The organism is Microbispora catharanthi, assembly GCF_006334915.2.
Lineage (GTDB): Bacteria > Actinomycetota > Actinomycetes > Streptosporangiales > Streptosporangiaceae > Microbispora > Microbispora catharanthi.
The window spans coordinates 139,881-164,018 of sequence record NZ_VDMA02000006.1 but is presented as its reverse complement, the minus strand read 5'-3'; the positions used below and the strand labels follow the sequence as shown (position 1 = coordinate 164,018).

Genomic DNA, 24,138 nt, shown 5'->3' with positions numbered 1-24,138 from the left:
GGATGAGAGGGGGACGAGGCGGCGGTCAGCCGTCCAGGGGGAGGTTCATCGCGATGTTGACGACCTGGCGGTCGGTCAGGATGCCGGTGTAGGCGCGGACGTCGTCGATGTCACCGCTGAAGTAGTCCACGGCCGCGCTGCGGTATTTGGCGCGGCCGATCTGCAGCGCCCCTGCCGCCCATCCGCCGGTGACGGGACGCTGGTCGTTGAGCTGGCCGTTGACGTAGAGGCGGATCTGCTTGGACTGCTCGTCGTACACGCCCGCCAGGTGGGTCCAGGTGTTGAGCGCCGAGCAGTCGACGGGCTCGGCCGAGATGGCGTGCGTCAGGGTGCCGCTGGCGGCGTCAGGGGTCGTCGAGAACGACCAGTGCGGCACCGCGACACCGTTCTCGGCGATGAGCCGGTAACCGAGGTAGAAGGAGCTGTAGGCGGCTCCGTCCTGGGCCAGGACGGTGATCGCGTGGCTCGGCAGCACACAGGTGTCGTCGCCTGACAGGCGCACCCAGGCCGTCACCGCGTAGCTGTGGTCGGTGCGCAGCGGCGCCGACGGGGTGGTCGCGTAGCCGGTGGTGCCGTTGAGGCTGAGCGCGCCGCCGCCGTCGAAGCCGTCGCCGGACCAGCCGGCGCCGCCGCCGAGCGCCGCGGGCCAGCGGCTGTCGGTGGAGTTGGCCGCGGTGGTGCCGGCGCCTTCCTCGAACGTCCACCAGCCGCGCTGGATGGGCGGCTGTTTGGCCATGGCGGCGATCTCGTTGCCGAGCGCCGGGTCGTTGACGGTGCGCGGGTCGTCCGACAGCTCCCGCTTCCAGATCTTCACGTCGTCGACGTCGCCGGCGAAGTTCTCGATGTACGCGCCGTGCGACCGCACCCGGCCGATCTGCAGCGGGCCGGTCGCGTCCCAGGGCGCGTAGGGGAAGGGACCCGTCGTGGACTGGAGGATGCCGTTGACGTAAAGGCGCAGTTGCCTGTGGGGAGCGTCCCACACGCCGGTCAGGTGGGTCCAGATGCCGGTCGTCGGCTCGGCGTCGCTGATCGCCCGGATGATGGTCTTGTCGTCGACGTCGGCGTCGAACTTGCTGAAGACCCACCGCTTGGAGCCGGAGGAGTAGTAGAGCTGGAATCCCGTGCCGCGTACGGCGTCCTGGCTGACCACGGTGGAGTTCTTGCTCTTGTCGTTCAGCAGCGCCCAGGCCGAGACGCTCATGCTCCTGTCGGTGTGCACCACCGGACCGTCCGTGCTGCCGTACCCGGTGCCGCCGTCCAGGCGCAGACCCCCGGCCACGCGGCCGCCGGACCAGGTGGCGCCGCCCGCGATCGTCGCCGGATGTGTCGTCGCCCCGGAGTCGGCCGCCGTGGTGCCCGAGGTCTCGTCCAGCCGCCAGTGCCCCTCCGGGCCGAACCCGGCGTCGACGTAGAAGCTGTAGACGGCGGGGGTCTTGCCGACGTTGCCCGCCCGGTCGACCGGATAGACGTACAGGGCGTTCAGCCAGTCATGGCGAGGGGCGAGGCGCACGTTGACGGACGTCTGCCCGGCGGGGATCTGCACCTGGGTGGCGGCGGTGGCCAGGGCCGGGTCGTCCAGCGCCCACCGGAAGGCCGTCACGTCGCTCTCGCCGTCGCCGGGGGCCAGCGTGAACGCGCCCGCCCAGCCCACGCTGCCCTTCCAGTCGTCGGGGGTGTCGGCCGGATAGTCGGCGGAGGTCACCTTGGGGAGGGTGGTCGGGTCGATCGTGTCCACGGTGAACTCGCACCACTTGCTCCACGCGCTGGAGTCGGTGCCGTCGTAGGCCCTTACCTTGTAGCCGTAGCTGTGACCGGTGACGAGCCCGGCCAGCTTGACCGAGTGGTCGGTGGCCGAGGTGGTGTACTTGTAGGCGGTCTTGCCGCCGCCGGGCATGGTCGAGGTGATGTCGTCCCACACGCCGGTGGCCGCGTTGTAGTGGTGCAGGACGAACTCGGCCCGTACGCCGTCGTTGGCCTTGTCCGGGTCGTAGATGCGGGCCTTGAGCTGGAGCGGGTTGGCCGCGTCACCGGCGTTCACGGCCGGGCGGGAGGCTCCGGTGACGCAGGGGGTCGCCGGATAGGTGCCGATGCCCGACGGGGCCGCCGGCGGGGTGTTGTAGTCGATGACGAGCTTCGGCGAGCTGCTGAAGCCCTTCCAGCCCCACACGCTGCCGCCGGTGTCGTTGTAGTCCTTCAGTCCGAACGTCGTGTTCGACCAGCCGGACTTGGCGGCCTTGACGATCGCGCCGGTCACGTCGAACTCGATGCCCTTGTCCGGGCAGGAGGAGCTGTATCCCGCGTCGGAGGCGACGCTGTCCAGATGGCTGCTCCAGGACGGCTGACGGTTCCAGGTCGTCGAGGACGATATGCCGCCGGTCAGCCAGAGCTGCACGGCCTGCGGATCGGAGGTGCAGCCCCACGACTTGACCTGCGTGATGCGGAACGTCGCCTTCAGGATGTGCTTGCCGTTGACGTTGTCGGAGTCCATCCGGAAGAACGACCGTTTGACGCCGCCGCCGTAGGAGCCCGCCTCCGGCATGTGGCTGGAGTTCCAGTACTCCTGCGACGGGTAGGCCTTGTCCACGTACGTCCAGGCCAGCTTCGACCCCGACCACTGGGGGTCGATGTAGACCGGATAGGTGGTGTCGGCGGCGGTCAGCAGGTTCTCGTCCGGGGTGAGCGCGACACGGTCCGGGCCGACGTCCACGCCCATGACGGCCTGCCTGCCCTCGCCCGCCGGCCCCGCCTTAAGCGTGGCGGCGGCGGCCTGCCCGCCCGAGGAGTCCCACATACGCGGCGCGGGCGCGTGGAACACCTCGGTCCCCGACTCGGTGACCGCGCTCAAACCGCCGGTCGCCGTCTTGCGCACGCTCAGCCCGTTGGCGCGCAGGCCGAAGGTGAGCCGGTTCAGCGCGGGGTTGGCGGCGGCCTCCCTGGACTTGACCACGAGCACCTCGGAAAAGCCGAGCACCGACGCGGTCACCTTCAGGTCCACCCCCGGCAGCACCTCGGCATACGTCGCGACGTCCCCCTCAAGGGACGGCTTGGGCAGACTTTCCGGCCAGGTCATCGCCACCGAACGCCCGCCCTCGCCTATCGCGGCCAGAGGGGCCGTCCCGCCTCCGGAGAAGGTCAGCTCCAGCGGGGTCGCCACCGTGTGCACGGTCCCGTCCGCGCCGAAGACCAGAGTCGGGTCGACATCGGCCCAGCCGGTGCCACGCCGTACCCGCTCGGGCAGCGCCGAGGTCTCCGAGGTGAGGCTGCCGTCGGCGTTGGCGAACACCTGGCGGTTCTCCGTACGCAGCGACAGCACCTCCACCCGCTGCCGCGACGTCCGCGCGAGCTCGACCGCCTCCCTCTCCGTATGGGCGACGGCCGGAGACGGCGTCGGGCCGGAGGTGGGCCCGGCCGCCGCGGGCAGCGCGGATCCGAGGTGTACGGCACCGGCCGTCAGCAGGACGGTGGCGGCCAGGGCGATGCCGCGCGGGCGAAGGCGCATCGGGTCTCCAACGAGCGGGGGGTACACACAGAACCGCGATGGTTCGCCGCAAGGAGATCAGGACCGGGTCCACCGCCGGTTCATTCGGCGTGAACCGGGGTCAATCAGCACAACCGGCCCAGCAACCGGCCATGGTCGCCGGTGGGGTGACCACGCCTCGATCGGGGCGGCGACGGGCCGCGATCGCGCCGGCGTGGTGGTTCGCCCGGGGTGATCTCGCCTGCCGCGTACTCGCGCTGATCGACCGGCGATAGCCTCTCGTGCGGACGAAACGGGAGGTTACCGGCGTGACGGAACTGCTGATGGGGCTCAGCCTCGGCCTGGGCGCGGGGGTCACGCCCGGTGCTCTGCTGACGCTCGTCATCACGGCGAGCCTGCGCGGCGGGTTCCGCTCGGGGGTGCGCCTGGCCTGCGTGCCGCTGCTGTCCGACCTGCCCGTGGTGCTGCTCGCCGTGACGGCCGTCGGGGCGCTGCCGCAGGTGCTCCTGCGCGTGCTGTCGGTCGGAGGCGGGCTCTACGTCGTGTATCTGGGCGTGGAGACGCTGCGCGAGGCCCGTACGGCCCTGCCGCCCCGCCCCGGCGAGGACGCGCCCTCCTCGCCCCGGGAGGTCCTGCGCGGTGTGGTGGTGAACCTGCTCAACCCCCACCCCTGGCTTTTCTGGATCGCGGTCGGCTCACCGATCTTCGTCTCGGCGTGGGACCGGCTCCCGGCGTACGCGCTGGCCTTCGTGGGCGGGTTCTACCTGGTCCTGGTGGGTTCCAAGGTGGCCCTGGCGGGAGCCGTGGGGGCCGGCCGGCACCGGCTGACCCCCCGCGGCTACCGCCTGCTGCTGGGCGCGAGCGGGGCGCTGCTCGCCGCCGTCGGCGCCGTGCTCACCGTTCGAGGACTGCTTCCCCAGGGGTGGTAGCGGCCACCCTGCTGCGGCGGCGGCCGTACAGGAAGTAGACGGCGGTGCCCACGACCATCCAGGCGAAGAACCGGATCCAGGTCTCCACGGGCAGGTTGAGCATCAGGTAGGCCGAGGCCAGCACCGACAGGATCGGCACCACCGGCACGAACGGCGTGCGGAAGGAACGGGGCAGGTCGGGGCGGGTCCTGCGCAGGACCACCACCGCCACCGCGACGATCACGAACGCGAACAACGTGCCGATGTTCACCAGCTCCGCGATGGCGCTCAGCGGGATCAGCGCCGCGAGCAGCGCGGTGACCGCGCCGATGACGATCGTGATCCGGTACGGCGTGCGGAACGTCGGGTGGACCTTGGCGAGGGACCGGGGCAGCAGGCTGTCGCGGCACATGGCGAACAGCACCCGGCTCTGGCCCAGCATGAGGATCATCACGACGGTGGTGAGCCCGGCGATGGCTCCGACGCTGATCAGCGTCGCCATCCAGGGCTGGCCCACCGACCGGAACGCGTCGGCGAGCGGGGCCGACGCGCTGAGCTCCGAGTAGTGCTGCATGCCGACGACCACGAGCGAGACCGCCACATAGAGGATCGTGCAGACGACCAGCGAGGCGATGATCCCGATCGGCAGGTCGCGCTGCGGGCGACGGGTCTCCTCGGCCGCGGTCGCCACGACGTCGAACCCGATGTAGGCGAAGAACACCAGGGCCGCGGCCGTGAAGACGCCGAAGACGCCGTACGCGACCGGCTGCACGCCGAACAGCACCTGGATGAGCGGGGCCTTCATGCCCTCTCCGGCGGCCATATGGTGGGCCGGCGGGATGAACGGCCGGTAGTTGGCCCCCTTGATGAAGAACAACCCTGCGATGATCACGAGCAGCACGACGGCCAGCTTGACCGCCACCATGGCGCCGTTGAACCGGGCCGACATCTTGATCCCGGCCACCAGCACCCCGGTCAGCAGGATCACGATCAGCGCCGCCGGGATGTTGAAGACGGCGTCGTCGCCGGCGATGGACGACGGCAGGTAGATCCCGAAGTTCTTCAGCAGCGAGGCGAAGTAGCCCGACCAGCCCGAGGCGACCACCGCCGCACCCAGTGCCAGCTCCAGCATCAGGTCCCAGCCGATGACCCAGGCCGGGAACTCGCCGACCGTCGCGTACGCGTAGGTGTAGGCCGAGCCGGCGACCGGGACCGTGGCGGCGAACTCGGCGTAGCACAGGGCCGCGAGCGCGCACACGATCCCGGCGACCACGAAGGAGATCGCGACGGCCGGACCGGCCGTGTTGCGCGCCGCCACGCCGGTCAGCACGAAGATGCCGGTGCCCACGATGACGCCGATGCCGAAGACGGTGAGGTCGAGAGCGCTCAGGCTGCGCCTGAGCCGATGCTCGCCGCCCTCGGCATCCTCAATCGACTGTTCTACCGGCTTCGTCCGGAAAAGGCTCATCCGCAGGCTCCTCATCACGTCGATGACCTGCAGACTTCCCGGTCACACCGGTATTACTCCTGGTTATCAATCGGTGGGCTGCACAAGCCGCGCCGGATGGCTCTCCATCACCTGCGACCGGCGCGCCACGGCCTCGGTGATCTGACGGGCGAGGTCCTGCCCGGTCAGGCCGATCTCGGAGAGGATCTTGGCCCGCTTGGCGTGGTCGAGGAAGCGCTGGGGGATGCCGTAGGTCCGCACCGGCACGTCCACGTCGGCGTCGCGCAGCAGGCGCGCGACGGCGTCGCCCACGCCGCCGACCCGGCCGCTGTCCTCCACGACGACGACCAGCTTGTGCGCGGCGGCGGCCAGCACCAGGGCCTGGTCCAGCGGCTTCACCCAGCGGGGGTCCACCACGGTGGCCGAAATGCCCTGCGCGTCGAGGAGGTTCGCGGCCTCCATGCAGATCTCGGCCATCGGGCCGACCGCGACCAGCAGCACGTCGGCGTCGCCGGCGCGGAGCACGTCCATCTCGCCGAGCTTGCCGACGGCCTCCACGTCCTTGGGCAGGGCGCCCTTGGGGTAGCGGACCACCGACGGGCCGTCGTCGATCCCGACCGCCTCGGCCAGCAGCTCGCGCAGCCGCGCGCCGTCGCGCGGGACGGCGATCGACAGCCCGGGGATCACCTGCAGGATCGACAGGTCCCACATGCCGTTGTGGCTGGGGCCGTCGTCCCCCGTCACCCCCGAGCGGTCGAGCACGACGGTGACCGGCAGGCGGTGCAGCGCCACGTCCATCAGGAGCTGGTCGAAGGCGCGGTTGAGGAATGTCGCGTAGAGGGCCACGACCGGGTGGAGGCCGCCGATGGCGAGCCCGGCGGCGCTGGTCAGGCCGTGCTGCTCGGCGATGCCCACGTCGTAGGTCCGGTCCGGGTACGCCTCGGCGAACGCCGCCAGGCCGACCGGGTGGAGCATCGCCGCGGTGATCGCGACGACGTCGTCCCTCTCGCCGCCGATCTTCACGATCTCCTCGCTGAACACGTTGGTCCAGCTGTGCGGCTTGGGCCGCTCCTCGCCCGTCAGCGGGTCGAACGGGCCGGGACCGTGGAAGCAGTCCTCGTCGTGGTTCTCCGCGTGCGTGTAGCCGTTGCCCTTGCGGGTGAGCACGTGGACGATGACGGGCCCGCGGAAGCCCCTGGCGCGGCGCAGCGCGGCCTCCACCGCCCCCTCGTCGTGGCCGTCGATCGGGCCGACGTACTTCAGCCCGAGGTCCTCGAACATGACCTGCGGGGTCAGGATGTCCTTCAGGCCCTTCTTGATGCCGTGCAGCGTGTCGTACAGCGGCGCGCCGACCACGGGCACCCGGCCGAGGTTGCTCTTCACCAGTTCGAGCACGTGCTCGTAACCCTGGGTCATCCGCAGCGACGACAGGTGGGAGGCGAGACCGCCGATCGTCGGCGAGTAGGAGCGGCCGTTGTCGTTGACCACGATGATCAGCGGCAGGTCCTTGCGCCCGGCGATGTTGTTCAGCGCCTCCCAGGCCATGCCGCCGGTCAGCGCGCCGTCGCCGATCACGGCCACCACCGTGCGGCCGGCCTCCCCGCGCAGCGTGATCGCCTTGGCCAGCCCGTCGGCGTACGACAGGGCGGTGGAGGCGTGCGAGTTCTCGATGACGTCGTGCTCGGACTCGGCCTGACTGGGATACCCCGACAGGCCGCCCTCCTGGCGCAGCGTGCCGAACTGCCCGGCCCGCCCGGTCAGCATCTTGTGCACGTACGCCTGGTGGCCGGTGTCGAACAGGATCGGGTCGCGCGGCGAGTCGAAGACCCTGTGGAGGGCGATCGTCAGCTCGACGACGCCGAGGTTGGGCCCGAGGTGGCCGCCGGTCTTCGCGACGGAGGAGACCAGCAGGTCGCGGATCTCCGCCGCCAGCACGGTCAGCTCCCCCTCTTCAAGGCGCTTCACGTCGAGCGGGTCCTTGATCGTCTCCAGAATCCCCACCGCTCATCCTTCCCGCTCGCCATCGAACGGATCGAGTCTAGTTCGAGGAAGGTGCGGGGGTATCAGGGGTTGCACCGAACCTCCACAAGACCCTCCCGGTGCCGACGTCGATCCCGCTTTACCCGTCGCCGCCTCCTGCCCTACCCTCATGATCCATCGGAAGGAAAATCCGCATTATGGGATCTTCGGGCGATTCGCCACATTCCTGACTAGCTCTCTGTCCGCTTGGGATGCCCACTGATGATTCGCATAAGCCTCCACGTGGCCGCCGTCGCGGTCACGGCGGTGGCGGGAGCCCTGTCCCTCACCGGCACGGCGGGCGCCTCCGGCACCCCGGCGCGGCCGGTGCCCACCGGCCCGGGAGCGCTGACGAGGAACCCGCTCTACACCACGGGCGAGTTCGAATCCTCGAAGTGCGCCGAGCCGGGCCGCCGGGCCGGCGACCTCGACTCCTACCGGGCCTACCTGGACGACCTGTTCGGCTGCCTCGACCGGGCCTGGCGCGAGGAGTTCCGGCAGGCCGGGCTGAGGTTCTCCCCGCCCAAGGTGCGTTACATCACAAAGAGCGTGAACACGGGCTGCGGCCAGTACGTGGCGAGCTACGCCGCGGGCCTGTACTGCCCCAGGAACAAGACGATGTGGATCCTGCTGTCCAAGGAGGAGCTGTCCGACCCCACGGGGTTCGATCTCTTCACGGTCGTCGCCCACGAGTACGGCCACTACGCGCAGGACCGCGCCGGCATCCTGGCCGAGTTCGCCCGGCAGTCCCACACGCTGGGCAGGAAGCGGGCGGACGACCTCAACCGCCGCGTCGAGCTGCAGGCCGAGTGCTTCTCCGGCGCCTTCGTCGCCAGCGTCTGGCCTTCGCTCGGCCGCGACCGGCACGACTGGGACGAGCAGCTCACGTGGGTCGTCGGCGACAGGTGGCACGGCAGGACGGGCAACATCCGTTACTGGCTCAAGCGCGGCTGGTCCGGCGGCGGCCCGCGGGTGTGCGACACGTTCTCCGCCCCCGCGTCCAGGACCGCCTAACGCCGTACCGTGAGGACGATCTTGCCGAACTGGGTGTTGGACTCCAGGTGGCGGTGGGCGGCGACGACGTCCGTCAGGTCGAACGAGCGGTCGATCAACGGGGAGAGGGAGCCGATGCGCAGGCCCGCGTCGATGAAGTGCTTGGCACGGCGCAGCATCGGCTCGTTCTCGACGGTGAGCTCGGTGAACGCATAAGTGCGGATGTTTCGGCCGCGGAAGTCGGGGGCGATGGGCATCGGTGCGGGGGTGGGGTCGAGCCAGCCGTAGAACAGGAGGGTGCCGTCCGGGGCGACCGTCTGGATGAGGGTGGTCACCGCTGGGCCCATGACGGCGTCGACGGCCAGTTCCACTCCCCTGCCGCCGGTCACGGCGGCGACCTCCTTGACCAGGTCCTCCTCTTCCGTGGCGATGACGTGGGCGGCGCCCGCGTCCAGCAGCCGTTGTCTCTTGGCGTGAGTGCGGGTGGTGGCGATGGGGACGGCGCCGATGTGGTTGGCGACCTGGATGGCTGCCAGCCCGACGCTGCTGGAGGCCGCATTGACGAGCACGGTGTCGCCCGGGTTGATGCGGCCGAACTCGATCAGCAGGCCGTAGGCGGTGGTGTAGGCCATCCAGGTGGCCGCGCCGGTCACGGCGTCCACGCCGTCGGGGCGGTGGACCAGGGCACGCGCCGGGAGGATGGCCGAATCGGCGTAGGTGCCGTAGTCGGTCATCGGGAACGTGGGGACCGTGCTGACGGCGTCGCCCGGGGCGAACCCTTCGACTCCCTCGCCGACGGCCTCCACGACACCGGCGGCCTCGTATCCGATCCGGGATCCGGGGAGGTTCGCGGGGTAGACGTAGGTGCCGGAACGGAACAACGCCTCCGCCCGGTTCAGGCCGATGGCGTCGACCCGTAGGCGGACCTCGCCCTGCTCTGGTTCCCTCAGCGTGACCTCCTCCAGTCGGAGCACGTCCGGCCCGCCGATCTCGTCAAAGAGCACTGCCGTGGTCATCGCCGATCTCCTCGTGTCGTGCCGCCCGCTCCTACGCGGGCATGCACGATCACCGTACGAGCGCCGGATCTGGACCCTCAATAAGTGAAAGTCCACTCCGGCCAAGCGATCGTCTATCGACATACACTCCCGGACATGGACGTCCTGAGCGATGCGATCACCGTCATGCGCGCGGGCCGGCCGCACGCGAACCGCTACGAGCTGTGCGCCCCGTGGGGCATGCGATTCCCCGACGGCCAGGGGGCCGGGTTCCACGTGGTGCTGCAAGGGTCGTGCTGGCTGCTGCCGCCGGAAGGCGCGCCGATCCGGCTCGGCGCCGGCGATGTGGCGTTCCTGCACGGCACCGGCATACACGGGATCGCCGACAGTCCCACCAGCTCGCTGGTGGACTTCGACCCGCGGCGCCCGAACGTCCGGCCTCGTAGTGACGGGGTCGCCGCCGTCGTGCTCTGCGGGGCCTACCTGCTCGACGCCGGCAGGGCGCACCCTTTGCTGTCGGAGCTTCCACCGGTCGTCCACCTGCCCGCGCGCATCGGCCGCCACCTGTCGCTGCGCGCCGCCGTCGACCTTCTCGGCGCCGAACTGGAGCAGCCGCGACCCGGGGCGACGGCCGCCGTGTCGGCACTGCTCGACACGCTGCTGCTCTACATCGTCCGGGCCTGGTTCGAGGAGCGGGCCGGGGACCCCGCGGCCGACGGCTGGACGGCGGCGCTGGCCGACCCGGCCGTCATGGCGGCACTCACCGCCATTCACACCGCTCCCGACCGGCAGTGGACGGTCGCCGAGCTGGGCGCGCGGGCGGGGCTGTCCCGCGCGGCCTTCGCCGGCCGGTTCACCACGCTGGTCGGACGGCCACCCCTGACATACCTCACCTGGTGGCGCATGACGATCGCGGCACGGCTGCTACGCGAGTCCGACCTGCCGCTGCGCACGGTGGCGCGGCGGACGGGCTACTCGTCGGACATCGCGTTCGCCGCCGCGTTCAAACGCGAGTACGGCATCACGCCCGGCCGCTACCGGGCCACCTACCCGCATCCCGAGCCGCCTGATCAGGAGGAGGGCCCGTACCCGGGCACGGGTGCCGAAGCACCTGGACCGGCCGGTGACGCCGCCCGGCGAGGGCCGGCGCCGCACGGGCGGGTCACCCGGGGGTGACACCGAGGACGTCCGCCAGCGGGCTGTCGCGGAGGATGGCGTGCAGGGCCGCCAGGACGCCGGCCACGTCGTGGCCGGTGAGCGCCTGCGCGCCCCAGGCCAGCATCGACTGCTGGGCCTGGATGATCTCGGGGGCAAGGGCCCGCCCCCGTGGAGTCAGCGTGATCTCGACGCGGCGGCGGTCGTCCGGGGGAATGCGCCGCTGGACGAGACCGGCGTCCACCAGGCGGTCCACCAGCCGGCTGGGACGGCGCCGCCCGCCGCGCCACCCGACGCCGTCACTCAGGGGGCGACCCGGGACAGCGCTTCGAGGGGGTCGGCGAGCACCTGGGCGAACGCCAGTTCGGCCGCCCCCATCAGCGTCGCGTCGTCGCCCAGGGCCGAGGTGCGCAGCCGCACCTGCTCCCGCGTCGCGCGCAGGGTGCCGGTGGCGATCCGGCTGCGCACCTGGGCGGCCGAGCCCAGGTAGATCTCCCGCAGGATGCCGCCGAAGACGACCATCTCGGGATTGAAGATGTTCACCAGGCTGGCCACGCCGAGCCCGAGCCAGTTGCCCACGTGGGCGAGGGCCTCCTGGGCCATCACGTCGCCCCGGTCGGCGGCGTCGACGACGGCGCGGACCGCGTCCCTGCCGATCATCTCGCCGTACCGGCCGGCGTGCTCCATCAGAGCCGGCTCCCCCACCTCGGCCTCCAGGCAGCCGCGCGAGCCGCAGGCGCACGGGCGGCCGTCGGGGTTGACCATCATGTGGCCCACCTCTCCGCCATACCCGCCGTACCCCCCGAGGAGCTGGCCGTTCACGATGATGCCGCCGCCGATGCCCACGTCGCCGTGCAGGTAGATCAGGTCACGGCAGCCGGCGCCGATCCCGCGGGTGTGCTCGGCGAGCGCGCCGAGGTTCGCCTCGTTGCCCATCGCCACGGGCAGCCCGAGCGCGAGCCGCTTGGTCAGCTCCTCCCCCAGCGGCACCTCGAACGCGCCGATGTTCGGCCCGATCCTGACCACACCGTCGGAGGCGCGGACCACTCCGGAGACCGCCGCCGCCGCGCCGACGCAGATCGTGTCCTCGCGCGTCTTGCGCCGCATCTGCCGGGCGAAGCCCGCCAGCGTCCCCACGACCTGTGCCATGTCGAACGGCTCGCGCGCCCGCGCCGCCTCGCGGCGGTCGAGGATCACGCCGCCGAGGCCGATGCGCGCGGCCGCCAGCCGGTCGACCCCGACCTCGAAGGCGAGCACGTAGACGCGGGCCGTCTCCGGGCGGACGACCAGCGACGGCCGTCCCGCCCGGCCGGTGTCCTTGGGCAGTTCCTCCCTGACGAGGCCGGCCGCCGTCAGGTCCGCCGTGAGCGCCATGATGGTGCTCCGGTTCAGCCCCATCAGCGAGGTCAGCTCGGCCCGCGAGGTCGGCCCTCCGAGATGGACGTGCCGCAGCAGCGTCCCGAGATTGTGCTTGCGGATCTCCTCCTGTGAGGGACCGGCGCGCATCATCGGGGCAGCCTCGGATTCCGGGGGTCGGGGGGAACCTGAGCAGGTCAGGGGTCGGAGATCACCTTATCGGGCCCGATCACGTCATCTTCTGCCGGTCGCCGCCGCGCGCTTCCTCGACAGCGCGTCCACGCCCGCGGCGAGCAGGAGCACCGAGCCGGTCACGACGAACTTGACGCCGGCGCTGTAGCCCATGAGGCCCATGCCGTTCTCGATGACCGCGACGACCGCGCCGCCGAGCAGCGCGTCGAGCGCCCGGCCCTTGCCGCCGAAGAGGCTGGTGCCGCCGATGACGGCAGCGCCCACCGCGAACAGCAGCACGTTGCTGCCGCCGGTGTTGGGGTCGACCGAGTTGGCCCGCGACGCCGCGATGATGCCGCCGAGCGAGGCCATGAAGGAGCAGATGACGAAGGCGGAGATGCGGATGCGGTCCACGTTGATGCCGGCCCGGCGGGCGGCCTCGGCGTTGCCGCCGACCGCGTAGATGTGCCGGCCGTACGCCGTGCGCCGCAGCACGAAGGTCCAGACGATCAGCAGGATCACGATCAGCGGGACGACGATCGGCACGCCCTTGAGCGACACGAGCGCCGCGTTGCGGCTGCGCTCCAGGTTGAGCACGTACACCGCGATCCCGGCGACCACGGCGAGCGTCGCGACCCGGGCCGCGATGACCGCGACGGGGGTGGCGACCAGGCCGCGGGACGCGCGGCGGCGCGCCTGCACGAACTGGATGGCGGCGTACGCGGCGACGCCCACGACCAGCGCCGCCCAGCCGGCGACCGGCGGGACGTTCTTGTTCGCGATCGCGAGGATCGTCTCGTCGCGGATCGAGATGTTGGTGCCGTCCTTCACCAGCAGCAGCACGACGCCCTGGAAGGCCAGGAACGCCGCCAGCGTGACCACGAAGGACGGGATGCCGAGCTTGGCCACCAGCGACCCGAGAACCAGGCCGATGACCGCGCCGGTGACCATCGCGGCCAGGACCGCGAGATACCAGGGCCAGCCCTGCAGCGTCAGCAGCACGGCGAGCACCGCCGCGCAGACGCCGCTCGCGAAACCGGCGGACAGGTCGATCTCGCCGAGGAGGAGCACGAAGATCAGGCCCATGGCGATGACGGCGACCGCCGCGCCCTGGGTGAACAGGTTGGCGAAGTTGACCGCCGACAGGAAGGCCGGGCGCAGGACCGAGAAGACCACGCAGAGGATGACGAGGCCGAAGACCGCGGGAAGCGCCCCCAGCTCACCGCCCTTGACCCGCTCGAGGTAGCCCTTGACGTGCCCGCCGAGCGCGGACTCGGCGTTCTCCTGCTTGGGGAGCGTTTCGGTTGTCATGATGCCGCTCCGTTGCCGTTCTTGAGGCCGAGCTCCCCGCTGCGCCCGGAGGTGATCAGTTCCACGATCTGCGCGTGGGTCACTTCGGATGCCTTGACCTCGGCCGCCATCCGGCCCAGGTACAGCGCCGCGATCCGGTCGGACACGGCGAAGACGTCGTTCATGTTGTGGGAGATGAGCACCACCGCGAGACCTCTGTCGGCCAGGCGGCGGACCAGCTCGAGCACCTGGGCGGTCTGCGCGACGCCGAGGGCGGCGGTCGGCTCGTCGAGGATGACGACCTTGCTGTTCCACAGCACGGCCTTGGCGATCGCCACGGTCTGCCGCTGACCGCCGGACAGGCTGGAGACGTGCTGGCGCAGCGACTTGACGGTGCGGACCGACAGGCCGGCCAGGGTCTTGGCCGCCATCTCCTCCATCGTGTCCTCGTCCAGGACCAGACCGCTGCGGCGCTCGCGGCCGAGGAACATGTTCTGCACGATGTCGAGATTGTCGCAGAGGGCGAGGTCCTGGTAGACGATCTCGACGCCCAGCGCCGCCGCGTCCCTGGGCCCGCTCACGTGGACCCGCTCGCCATCGAAGAAGTACTCGCCCGAGTCGATCGGGTGGATGCCGCCGATGCACTTGACCAGCGTCGACTTGCCGGCGCCGTTGTCGCCGACGAGTGCTGTCACCTCGCCCGGATAGGCCGAGAAGGCGACGTCGTGAAGGACCTGCACGGGGCCGAAGCTCTTGTTGATGCCGCGCAGTTCCAGGATCGGTCCCTGGGACACGATGGGCTACTCCGTAGATCGATGGGGCCGGTACGGCGCCGTTCTCCGGGCCGCCTCTCGTCGCTCCGGGCGGTGCGGGGCGCCCTGTGCCTGGTCAGAACGGTGCCAGGTCAGGACGGGGCGCCCCGCACGGTGCTCGTCGCGGCTCAGCACGTCACCCGCTCAGGGGGTCCGCGTCGCCGTACGCACCCGGTGGATGGATGTGCTTAGCTGACGCCGGCCTCGGTGCACTTGTCGGCGAAGTCGCCGGTGCACAGCTCGTCCTTGCTCACGAAGCCGTCGGCCACGACGTCCTTGACGTTGTCGAAGAAGATGGCCTGGGGCTCCAGCAGCACGGAGGGGACGTCACGGTTGCCCTCGGTGTCCTTGACCGTGCCGCTCGCCTGCGGCTGCTCGCCCTTGGCCAGCGAGACGGCGAGCTGCGCGGCGGCGTCGGCCTCCTTCTTGATGGCCTTGTAGACCGTCATGCACTGGTCGCCGGCGAGGATGTTCTGCAGGCCCTGCACGGTGGCGTCCTGGCCGGTGACCGGGACCTTGCCGTTCAGCTTCTGCTTCTTCAGCACGGAGATCGCGGCGTTGCCGAGGCCGTCGTTGGCCGCGAGGACACCGGCGATCTTCGGCTCCTGGGTCAGCATCTGCTCGAAGATCGTGCCTGCCTGGGTGTTGTCCCAGTCGGGAACCGACTGGTCCGGGCCCTTCTTGTAGTCGCCGGAGTCGTACTTCGGCTGCAGCACGCCGTCGTAGCCCTGCTTGAACAGCGTCGCGTTGTTGTCGGTCGGCGAGCCGTTCAGCTCGGCGATGATCGGCTTGTCGGCCTTCTTGTCGGTCAGGCACTTGACCAGGCCCTCGCCCTGCAGCTTGCCGACCGCCGTGTTGTCGAACGACACGTAGTAGGAGGCGCTGCCGCCGAGCGTGAGGCGGTCGTAGTCGATCGTCGCGACGCCCTGCGACTTGGCCTTGTCCAGGACGGCCTTGCCGGTGCCGCTGTCGAGGTTGACGATCATCAGGACGGTCGCGCCGTTGGTGATCATCTGGTCCGCGATCGTCTGGAAGGCGGTCTTGTCGCCCTGGGCGTTCTGGATGTCGTACTGGACGCCCGCCGTCTTGAACGCCTCCTCCAGGTACTTGCGGTCGGCGGTCTCCCACCGGGCGGAGGACTTGCTGTCCGGCAGAATGACGCCGATCTTGCCGGGCTTGGCGTCGCCGGCGGCGGCCGAGGGGGCGCCGCTGGTCTGCGCGGAGGTGTCACCGCTCTCGCCCCCGCAGGCGGTGAGACCGAGGGTGAGCGCCGCGGCGGCGGCGCCGATGCTGAGGATCCCCTTGCGCATGATGCGTGGGTCCTTTCTTTGGCTGGGGGTCTATGAGGGGGTGCGGCCGAGCCGGTGCCCCTTCCCGCCGTCTGGGCAGATCTTGTGGGCTGTAGGCACCTTGGCCACCCGGTACGGCAGGGGCCGGGTCACGGCGTTCACCGCTCCAGGGAATGTTGTTTGAGACAACGTAAGCCCAAAGCCCAGGTGGTGAAAGACACAGGACGGTAACGTTTGTTGTCCGCGGTAACAATGAAGAAACGCACGATCAACATCGGACGGCGTTACGTCCCGCCCGGCTTCGACGGATGATCGTGACACGTTCGTGATCCCGCTACTCCTACCGTCGGCAGGGACGCCCTCCGTGTGTGGCGGCGGGGCCGGCGATGCGGAGGCCGGTGATGCCCCAGCCCGTCCTGTCCTGCCAGTCGCCGAGCTGCCGCGCCGGCGGCCGTGAGGTCGTGCACGACCTGTCGCTCGACATCGCGCCGCCGGGGTGCCGATCTGTCCACCCGCACCACCGCTGATCTGCGCACCGGCTATGCGAGCGAGGGGCCGGGTCTCGCGCTGATCCTCCTCGTCGTGGCGGCGGGCGCCGCCGCCCTGCTCGCCCTCGGCCGCGCCGTCCTGGCCCTGTACGCGGCCGCCCGGCGGCGCCTGCGGGAGTCGTCCGCCTGACCCGATTCCGCGGTCTGCCGCCGACGGCTATCCGCCGTGACCCGGCGGCGGCCCGTAAGGCCGCTGCGGCGGACCGTATGCGGGCTGCTGAATCACCTGCGCGTGCTGCGCCCTGATCCGCTCGTGCCGCAATCCCAGCCGCACGGCCCAGTAGATGACGAAGAACATCACGGTCGCCGAAACGGCGACCGAGATGAGCACCCCCAGGACGCTGCGGATCATCGGTCCCCCAACGTGTGAGGACACAAGACTGCCGATCTTGAGAGGGACTGTCCAGTCCGCGGATCTCCGACAGGCGCGCTCAGTGGGCGAGGCTCTGCCCGAGCAGCGCGCAGGCGGAGACGACGGCCACCGCCAGGACGGCCGTACGGACCCGCCCGCCGTCGAGGTAGCGGCGCAGCGGCCCCGCGGCCGCGAAACCGAGCAGGACGAAGGGAACCAGTGCCGCTCCCGCGGCCAGGGCGCGCCCCGGAAGCCTGCCGAGGACGGCGAGGATGACGAGCGACTGGGCGGCGCTCACGCAGAAGAACATCGCCAGCGTCGCCCGGATCTGCGGGCCCCGGGCGCTCTGGTAGACGAGGGCGATCGGCGGGCCGCCGATCCCGGTGGCCGTGCCGGTGATCCCCGAGAGGAACCCGGCGGCCGTCAGCGTCGCGCCGTTGCGCGGTACGGACACGGCGCGGGCCGTCAGCACGACCGCGACCAGCACCATCACGCCGACCAGCGCGCCGAGCGTCGCCGCGCTCACGTAGACGACCACGAGGGCGCCGATCGCGCTGCCCGGCAGCCGGCCCAGCAGGGCCCACCCCGCCCCCCGCCACTCGGCCCTGCGCCACTCCCTGGCCAGGGTGAACATCGGCATCGCCATGTTGACGACCTGGACCGCCCCCGGCATGACCGAGGGATCGAGCAGCGTGATCAGGGGTGCGGCCACCAGGCCCAGCCCGAACCCCACCCCGCCCTGCACGACCGCGCCGATGAAGACGGACACGCCCGCGATGAGCAGCAACGCCACGTCGTGATCCATGCGCCGGACCCTAGCGGTGCCCGCGTGCCACCCGGCAACCGGTTATCCGGGCCCAGGAACTCGGACAATCACCGTCAGTAATTGAAATATGTTGTCAGAGTAATCAGAGCCTTCGTAGACTCCCACGTGGCGACATCGCCATAGCGCTTTTTGTAGACAGGATCGTAGCCTCGCGGTATGGGGAGCGAGCAACGCCACACGACGATCCGGGTCAGCGTCGAGATCAGAGACCTGATAGCGCAACTCTCGGAGCAGGAAGGCAAGAGCATGACCGCATTGGTCGAGGACGCCGTGAGGGAGCACAGGAAGAAGCTCCGCTGGCAGCGTGTCGCAGAGCAGATGGAGCGGACCCGAAGGGACGACCCGGAAAGCTGGGCGGAGTACGTCGCAGAGCGCGACCTGTGGCTCGGCCCTCCGTCAAACCGCATCGCCCCGGAGTGGGAGGGTCTGATCGATCTGCCCGACGATCTCCCCAACGAACCCAAGGAGAGGGATGAGGGTTAGGCAAGGCGACATCTGGTGGGCGAGCCTCGGCGAGCCGATCGGCCGCGAGCAAGGGTACGGCCGGCCTGCCGTCGTCGTCAGCAACGACATCTTCAACAGGCTCGTACGGGACCCCGTGCTTGCCGTCCCGTTGACGACGCGATTCCGCGGCTGGGACACGCACATCGAGATAGCGCCTGAGGAAACGGGGCTGCCGAAGACAAGCTGGGCCATGGTCGAACAGCTACGCGCGCTCTCACCTGAGCGGTTCGGCACAAGAATCGGAGTCGTTCCGCCCGACATACTGTCGGAGATCGCCGACTGGGTCGTCGACATGCTGTAGAGAACAGCGGCGCCGTCCTGGACGGGACTGAGATCCCGTCCAGGACAGCGTCATGTCCGATAAGGATTCGGCTCAGCTCTTGGCGAGCAGGGAGCGCAGGACGTACTGCATGATGCCGCCGTGGCGGTAGTAGTCCGCCTCGCCGGGCGTGTCGATCCGCACCACGGCCTGGAACTCGACGTCCCCGGCCCGCACGGTGACGGTGCCGGGGGTCGAGCCGGTGTTGAGCTCCTCGACGCCCACGATGTCGAAGGCCTCCTCGCCGGTCAGGCCCAGCGAGTCGGCGCTCTCCCCCTCGGGGAACTGCAACGGCAGCACGCCCATGCCGATCAGGTTCGACCGGTGGATGCGCTCGTACGACTCCGCGATGACGGCGCGCACGCCGAGCAGCGCGGTGCCCTTGGCCGCCCAGTCACGCGACGACCCCGAGCCGTACTCCTTGCCGGCCAGGACGACCAGCGGGATGCCGTCGGCCTGGTAGTTCTGCGACGCGTCGTAGATGAACGCCTGCTCCCCGCCCTTGGTGTAGTCGCGGGTGTAGCCGCCCTCGACGCCGTCGAGCAGCAGGTTGCGCAGCCGGATGTTGGCGAACGTGCCGCGGATCATCACCTCGTGGTTGCCGCGGCGGGAGCCGTAGGAGTTGAAGTCCCTGACCTCGACGCCGTGCTCGCGCAGGTAGCGGCCCGCCGGGGTGTCGGCCTTGATCGCGCCCGCGGGCGAGATGTGGTCGGTGGTGACCGAGTCGCCCAGCTTGGCGAGAACCCGGGCGCCCCGGATGTCCGTGACCGGCTCGGGCTTGGCGGGCATGCCGTCGAAGTACGGCGCCTTGCGGACGTACGTCGACTCCGGGTCCCACTCGAAGGTGTCGCCGGTCGGGATCGGCAGCGACTGCCAGTGCTCGTCACCCTTGAACACGTCCGCGTAGTCACGCTGGAACATGTCCTGGCTGATCGACTCCGACACCACCGCCGCGACCTCCTCGGGCGCGGGCCAGATGTCCTTGAGGAAGACCGGCTGCCCGTCGGAGCCGACGCCGAGCGGCTCGTTGTTCAGGTCGATGTCCATGGTCCCGGCCAGCGCGTACGCCACCACGAGCGGCGGCGAGGCCAGGTAGTTCATCTTGACGTCGGGGTTGATCCGGCCCTCGAAGTTGCGGTTGCCCGACAGCACGGCGGTGACCGCGAGGTCGTTCTCCTGGATCGCCGTGGAGATCTCCGGCTCCAGCGGGCCGGAGTTGCCGATGCAGGTGGTGCAGCCGTAGCCGACGAGGTTGAAGCCCAGCTTGTCCAGGTAGGGCTGGAGGCCGGACCGCTCGAAGTAGCCGGTGACGACCTGGCTGCCCGGGGCGAGCGACGTCTTCACCCACGGCTGGCGCGACAGGCCCTTGTCCACCGCGTTCTTCGCCAGCAGGGCCGCGCCGAGCATGACGTACGGGTTGGAGGTGTTCGTGCAGGACGTGATCGCGGCGATCGTGACGACACCGTGGTCGATCTCGAAGGAGGTGCCGTCCGACAGCGTGACCGGGGTCGGCCGGTGCGGCCGCTCACCGTTACGCCGCACCGTGTGCGGCACGTCGCCCGCCCCACTGTGGGAGATCGCCGGAGAGTCCGACGCCGGGAACGACTCGGCCGACGCCTCGTCGGCGGGGCCCTCGATGCACTCGTCCGTGACGTACGTGCGGACCGCGGCGCGCCAGGCCGACTTGGCGTCCGCCAGCGGGATGCGGTCCTGCGGGCGCTTGGGCCCGGCGATCGACGGGACGACGGTCGACAGGTCGAGCTCGATGTACTCACTGAAGGCGGGCTCGGGCGCCGAGGGGTCGAGCCACAGGCCCTGCTCCTTGGCGTACGCCTCGACCAGCGCGACCTGCTCCGGCGAGCGGCCGGTGAGCTTGAGGTAGTCGATGGTCTGGCCGTCGATCGGGAAGATGGCGCAGGTGGAGCCGAACTCGGGGCTCATGTTGCCGATCGTGGCGCGGTTGGCCAGCGGCACGCTGGAGACGCCCTCACCGTAGAACTCCACGAACTTGCCGACCACGCCGTGCTTGCGCAGCATCTCGGTGATCGTGAGCACGAGGTCGGTCGCGGTGGCGCCGGCCGGCAGCTTGCCGGTCAGCTTGAAGCCGACCACTCGCGGGATCAGCATCGAGATCGGCTGGCCGAGCATCGCCGCCTCGGCCTCGATGCCGCCGACGCCCCAGCCGAGCACGCCGATGCCGTTCTCCATAGTGGTGTGGGAGTCGGTGCCCACGCAGGTGTCCGGGTACGCCTTGCCGTCGCGGGTCATGACCACGCGGGCCAGGTGCTCGATGTTGACCTGGTGGACGATGCCGGTGCCGGGCGGGACGACCTTGAACTCGTCGAACGCCGTCTGGCCCCAGCGCAGGAACTGGTAGCGCTCGCGGTTGCGCTCGTACTCCCGCTCGACGTTGCGGACGAAGGAGTCGGGGTGGCCGAAGAAGTCGACGATGACCGAGTGGTCGATGACCATCTCGGCCGGCGCGAGCGGGTTGATCTTCGCCGGGTCGCCGCCCAGGTCGCGTACGGCCTCGCGCATCGTGGCGAGGTCGACGACGCAGGGCACGCCGGTGAAGTCCTGCATGATCACCCGGGCGGGGGTGAACTGGATCTCCACGCTCGGCTGGGCGTTCGGGTCCCAGCCCGCGATGGCGCGAATGTGGTCGGCGGTGATGTTCGCGCCGTCCTCGGTGCGGAGCAGGTTCTCCAGCAGGATCTTGAGACTGTACGGGAGGCGCGCCGACCCCTCGACGGCGTCCAGCCGGTAGATCTCGTATGACGCGTCACCGACGCGCAGCGTGTCACGGCTGCCGAAGCTGTTCGCGGACACGAAGTTCGCCTCCCCAGGGTTCCGGGCTTGTCTCAGGTTTCGTGTGCATCCTCCCGCACGCACGGGACACTCCTGACAATTAGGTTGCCCTAACCTGTGCGGGTCGGCGGATGTCTCGACGTCAAGATATCCCTCAAGATATCTCGACATCAAGTTACTTGCGGGTAGGCCATCGGCCAAAGCGCTGACATCGGCAAACAGCCGGATTTTTCAGCTTTCGGGAAGTTCCTGCGGACGCGCCGAGCGCGTCCCCGCTCAGGCGGGCATCAGCCGCAGGCAGAACAGCGCGATCACGACGATCGACAGGGCGGGGCCGAGGAACTGCTTCTCGAACGCCTTGCCGGTCTTGATGCCGATGTCCCACGGCAGGAGCCAGCGCCCCTGGATCGGCCATAAGACGGGACAGCCGCGCTCGGTCAGGCAGTCGCCGATCACGTGCACCAGGCAGCCGACGCCGATGGCCAGCCCCAGCCAGGAGTAGGTGACCCCGAGCGTCATGAAGGTCAGGAACAGCCCCGCGGTGAGTCCCACGTTCACGATCGCGGAGGTGAGCGTCTTGCCGGGCACGCCGATGCCCACGGCGCGGATCGCCAGGCCGATCATCAGCACGACCAGGATGTCGCGGCCGATGGCGTAGCGGTCGCCGAGCAGGTGCGCGCCCACTCCCGCCAGGACGCTGAACAGCAGCGAGTGGGTGGCGTGCCGGTGCCCGCCGCTCACGAAGTTCACACCCTTGCTGAGCAGCCAGGTCACCGGTCCGAAGGTCTGGGCGATCGTGGCACTGGGGTGGTCGAGATCGGGCAGCATGGCCGCGCCCGCGCACACCACGGCGCCTGCGACAAGCTCGGGCGGGGTCAGGATCGGCCCCGTCAACGTCGCCAGCTCCGGATGTCCCAGCGCGTCCGGCAGCGCCACCAGGGCCGGCGCGACCGCCAGCCACACCGCCGCCCCGCTGAGGGCGTGCGAGTGCCCCATCATGACAAGATCACGCTTTGAGACTCTACGGCAAAGCACCGACAAATTCCGCGAAGCGCCCACCCGCCCGGGCCCGTGTCGCACCCCAGGGGCACGGCAACGGCAGGAACGTGTCACGTGACGGCGGCCGAAAACACAAAGACGGGATCGTCCCGCTCCAAGAGCACCCCCCAGCCCTCTCAGAGCAGAACGATCCCGTCTTCGTGAGAGATAACGCTACGGTCTCGGGGCCTGTTCCCCCTACTCGAAAAACTTCCGCGTGAGCTATGTCACTCTTACCCGGGGATTGTCGCGAGAACGATCGCGATATATCGTTGAGCCATCGAGAACGGATCGTGAACCAGACGAATCGTGAACCAGAAGGGGGCACTGCGATGAGTTCGGCACACGCGGTCGGCGGGCCCTGGGCCCGCCCGGAGTTCGGACACCGGTTCCGACACGAGTTCAGGCATGAGATGCGGCGCGCGCTGCGCGAGGCGTTGGTGAAGGGGGCAGTCATGTGGCACCAGGAACATCACGAGGGCGGGGGCCCTCACGAGCACCGGCACAGGGGCGGCATGCGGGGGCGCGGCCCCTGGGGCGGCTTCGGGCCCGGCCCGTTCGGGCCGCCGTGGGCGGGCGGCAACTTTCCGTTCGGCCCCCGGGGCTTCGGGCGGCCGAGGAAGGCCAAGCGCGGTGACGTACGGGCGGCGATCCTCGCCCTGCTCTCCGAGGAGCCGCGCAACGGCTACCAGATCATCCAGGAGATCGCCGAGCGCAGCCAGGGTGGATGGAAGCCCAGCCCGGGCGCGGTCTACCCGGCGCTGCAGCAGCTCACCGACGAGGGCCTGGTGCGCGCGGAGGAGACCGACGGGCGCAAGACGTTCCAGCTCACCGAGGCCGGCCGCGCCTACGTCGAGGAGCACGGGGACGAGGTCCGGGCGCCCTGGGAGGAGATGACGCCGGACATCGGGGACAACGTCCACGAGCTGTTCGACCTGTCCAGACAGGCGGCGTCCGCGCTGTTCCAGATCGCCCACTCGGGCACCGAGGGGCAGGTCAGGCAGGCGAGGCAGGTCCTGACCGAGACCAGGCGGCAGCTGTACCGGATCCTCGCCGACGGCGACCCTGTGGAGGAATGACGATGGTCTCCCCCGACGAGCCCGCCGCCGCAGGCGGCGCACACGCCTCCCGCGGCGGCGAGGCGCCGAGCGCAGGGTCAGCGGGCCACGCCCCGCCGAGCGGTTCGGCGAACGGCGGGTTGCGGATCGGCGACCGGGAGCGCGACGAGGTGACGCGGCTCCTGCACGACGCGTTCGCGCAGGGCCGCATCACCCGCGAGGAACTCGACGAGCGCCTCGACGCGACGCTCTCGGCGCGCACGGCCGAGGACCTGCGGCGGGTGACCGCCGACCTGCCCGGTGCGTGGCCGGACGACGCCCGGACGGGGGGCGCGCCGGGCGGCGGCCGCTGGGCAGGCGACGCGCGGGCCGGGAGCCCGTGGCGCCTGGGCTTCCCGCCCGCCGGCCTGCCCGGTTTCCCCGGCTCCCCCGTGGGCTCCCGCCCCGGGCCGTACGGCTCGTACGGTCCCTCCCGGCCCGGCGGCCCGCACTGGGCGTACGGCAACTGGGCATACGGCAACTGGGGACACGGCATGGCCCCGCGACGGCACGGCCGCCATCGGCATCCGGCGATGTTCCTCATCCCGGTGGCCGCGATCGTCGTCCTGGCGGCCGGTCCGATGTGGCCGCCCTTCCTGGTGCTCAAGCTTCTGTTCGTCGCCCTGCTGGTGAAGGTGGTGCTCGGCCTGGCCCACCACCGCCGTCACCACCGGTACCCCACCCGGCACTGACCTCCGGGTCTTGCGTAATGGAGCTCCAGGTGATGACTTCT

The 24,138-nt window shown here is 70.3% G+C and carries 21 protein-coding genes; 8 read left to right on the top strand and 13 right to left on the bottom strand.

Annotated elements, in window-relative coordinates; translation table 11 throughout:
• Window positions 1-25 precede the first annotated feature (25 nt).
• On the bottom strand, window positions 26-3,499 hold the full coding sequence (locus FH610_RS13420) for a LamG-like jellyroll fold domain-containing protein (RefSeq protein WP_139574673.1): 3,474 nt from the start codon (window positions 3,497-3,499) through the stop codon (window positions 26-28).
• A gap of 287 nt (window positions 3,500-3,786) precedes the next feature.
• Between FH610_RS13420 and FH610_RS13415 the strand changes: the two genes are divergently transcribed.
• On the top strand, window positions 3,787-4,407 hold the full coding sequence (locus FH610_RS13415; protein ID WP_139574672.1) for a LysE family translocator: 621 nt from the start codon (window positions 3,787-3,789) through the stop codon (window positions 4,405-4,407).
• Here FH610_RS13415 and FH610_RS13410 read toward each other — a convergent pair.
• Both FH610_RS13410 and dxs read right to left on the bottom strand, forming a co-directional pair.
• A complete protein-coding gene (locus FH610_RS13410; RefSeq protein WP_139574671.1) occupies window positions 4,373-5,854 on the bottom strand; it encodes an amino acid permease in 1,482 nt (493 codons plus the stop codon). The genes FH610_RS13415 and FH610_RS13410 overlap by 35 nt on opposite strands.
• A 66-nt stretch (window positions 5,855-5,920) precedes the next feature.
• On the bottom strand, window positions 5,921-7,834 hold the full coding sequence (gene dxs, locus FH610_RS13405; RefSeq protein WP_139574670.1) for a 1-deoxy-D-xylulose-5-phosphate synthase: 1,914 nt from the start codon (window positions 7,832-7,834) through the stop codon (window positions 5,921-5,923).
• A 240-nt stretch (window positions 7,835-8,074) separates the two neighbouring features.
• Here dxs and FH610_RS13400 point away from each other — a divergent pair, with 240 nt between their 5' ends.
• Window positions 8,075-8,866 carry a neutral zinc metallopeptidase gene (locus FH610_RS13400; protein WP_139574669.1) on the top strand — a complete coding sequence of 264 codons (792 nt, stop codon included), beginning with the start codon at window positions 8,075-8,077 and terminating at the stop codon, window positions 8,864-8,866.
• On the opposite strand, the gene FH610_RS13395 is transcribed toward FH610_RS13400, so the two are convergent.
• Window positions 8,863-9,861 carry a zinc-dependent alcohol dehydrogenase family protein gene (locus FH610_RS13395; RefSeq protein WP_139574668.1) on the bottom strand — a complete coding sequence of 333 codons (999 nt, stop codon included), beginning with the start codon at window positions 9,859-9,861 and terminating at the stop codon, window positions 8,863-8,865. The two genes, FH610_RS13400 and FH610_RS13395, sit on opposite strands and share 4 nt — an antisense overlap.
• Before the next feature lie 135 nt (window positions 9,862-9,996).
• On the opposite strand from FH610_RS13395, the gene FH610_RS13390 reads away from it, so the two are divergent.
• Window positions 9,997-11,016, top strand: coding sequence for an AraC family transcriptional regulator (locus FH610_RS13390; RefSeq protein ID WP_139574667.1), 1,020 nt, complete (start codon window positions 9,997-9,999; stop codon window positions 11,014-11,016).
• On the opposite strand, the gene FH610_RS13385 is transcribed toward FH610_RS13390, so the two are convergent.
• The 5 genes from FH610_RS13385 to FH610_RS13365 form a co-directional block, all read right to left on the bottom strand.
• Window positions 11,003-11,251, bottom strand: a complete 249-nt coding sequence (locus FH610_RS13385) for a helix-turn-helix domain-containing protein (RefSeq protein ID WP_139574666.1) — start codon at window positions 11,249-11,251, stop codon at window positions 11,003-11,005. The genes FH610_RS13390 and FH610_RS13385 overlap by 14 nt on opposite strands.
• 47 nt (window positions 11,252-11,298) lie before the next feature.
• Entirely contained in the window at window positions 11,299-12,504 is a 1,206-nt protein-coding gene (locus FH610_RS13380; protein ID WP_139574665.1) for an ROK family transcriptional regulator, read from the bottom strand.
• Between the two features lie 81 nt (window positions 12,505-12,585).
• Window positions 12,586-13,833: a sugar ABC transporter permease gene (locus FH610_RS13375; protein WP_139574664.1), complete on the bottom strand. Its 1,248-nt coding sequence runs from the start codon at window positions 13,831-13,833 to the stop codon at window positions 12,586-12,588.
• Window positions 13,830-14,606 carry an ATP-binding cassette domain-containing protein gene (locus tag FH610_RS13370; RefSeq protein ID WP_139574663.1) on the bottom strand — a complete coding sequence of 259 codons (777 nt, stop codon included), beginning with the start codon at window positions 14,604-14,606 and terminating at the stop codon, window positions 13,830-13,832. The genes FH610_RS13375 and FH610_RS13370 overlap by 4 nt, the downstream gene beginning before the upstream one ends.
• 206 nt (window positions 14,607-14,812) lie before the next feature.
• Window positions 14,813-15,934 carry a sugar ABC transporter substrate-binding protein gene (locus FH610_RS13365; protein WP_139574662.1) on the bottom strand — a complete coding sequence of 374 codons (1,122 nt, stop codon included), beginning with the start codon at window positions 15,932-15,934 and terminating at the stop codon, window positions 14,813-14,815.
• Window positions 15,935-16,366: 432 nt separating this feature from the next.
• Between FH610_RS13365 and FH610_RS13360 the strand changes: the two genes are divergently transcribed.
• Window positions 16,367-16,591 carry a hypothetical protein gene (locus tag FH610_RS13360; RefSeq protein ID WP_139574661.1) on the top strand — a complete coding sequence of 75 codons (225 nt, stop codon included), beginning with the start codon at window positions 16,367-16,369 and terminating at the stop codon, window positions 16,589-16,591.
• Between the two features lie 27 nt (window positions 16,592-16,618).
• On the opposite strand, the gene FH610_RS13355 is transcribed toward FH610_RS13360, so the two are convergent.
• Together FH610_RS13355 and FH610_RS13350 are read right to left on the bottom strand one after the other, a co-directional pair.
• On the bottom strand, window positions 16,619-16,813 hold the full coding sequence (locus FH610_RS13355; protein ID WP_139574660.1) for a hypothetical protein: 195 nt from the start codon (window positions 16,811-16,813) through the stop codon (window positions 16,619-16,621).
• A gap of 79 nt (window positions 16,814-16,892) precedes the next feature.
• Window positions 16,893-17,618, bottom strand: a complete 726-nt coding sequence (locus FH610_RS13350; RefSeq protein WP_139574659.1) for a sulfite exporter TauE/SafE family protein — start codon at window positions 17,616-17,618, stop codon at window positions 16,893-16,895.
• A 177-nt stretch (window positions 17,619-17,795) separates the two neighbouring features.
• Between FH610_RS13350 and FH610_RS13345 the strand changes: the two genes are divergently transcribed.
• A complete protein-coding gene (locus FH610_RS13345) occupies window positions 17,796-18,122 on the top strand; it encodes a type II toxin-antitoxin system TacA family antitoxin (protein WP_139574658.1) in 327 nt (108 codons plus the stop codon).
• Complete coding sequence (locus FH610_RS13340) at window positions 18,112-18,444, top strand: type II toxin-antitoxin system PemK/MazF family toxin (protein ID WP_139574657.1); 333 nt, start codon at window positions 18,112-18,114, stop codon at window positions 18,442-18,444. The genes FH610_RS13345 and FH610_RS13340 overlap by 11 nt, the downstream gene beginning before the upstream one ends.
• Before the next feature lie 72 nt (window positions 18,445-18,516).
• Here the strand turns inward: FH610_RS13340 and FH610_RS13335 are convergent, their stop codons facing one another.
• Both FH610_RS13335 and FH610_RS13330 read right to left on the bottom strand, forming a co-directional pair.
• Window positions 18,517-21,291 (bottom strand): aconitate hydratase, encoded by a 2,775-nt coding sequence (locus FH610_RS13335; RefSeq protein WP_139574656.1) that lies wholly within the window; start codon window positions 21,289-21,291, stop codon window positions 18,517-18,519.
• 255 nt (window positions 21,292-21,546) lie between these two features.
• Window positions 21,547-22,269: a metal-dependent hydrolase gene (locus FH610_RS13330; protein WP_139574655.1), complete on the bottom strand. Its 723-nt coding sequence runs from the start codon at window positions 22,267-22,269 to the stop codon at window positions 21,547-21,549.
• Window positions 22,270-22,640: 371 nt separating this feature from the next.
• Between FH610_RS13330 and FH610_RS13325 the strand changes: the two genes are divergently transcribed.
• Both FH610_RS13325 and FH610_RS13320 read left to right on the top strand, forming a co-directional pair.
• Window positions 22,641-23,387, top strand: coding sequence for a PadR family transcriptional regulator (locus FH610_RS13325; protein ID WP_139574654.1), 747 nt, complete (start codon window positions 22,641-22,643; stop codon window positions 23,385-23,387).
• Window positions 23,384-24,097: a DUF1707 SHOCT-like domain-containing protein gene (locus FH610_RS13320; protein WP_139574653.1), complete on the top strand. Its 714-nt coding sequence runs from the start codon at window positions 23,384-23,386 to the stop codon at window positions 24,095-24,097. The genes FH610_RS13325 and FH610_RS13320 overlap by 4 nt, the downstream gene beginning before the upstream one ends.
• Window positions 24,098-24,138: the final 41 nt, after the last annotated feature.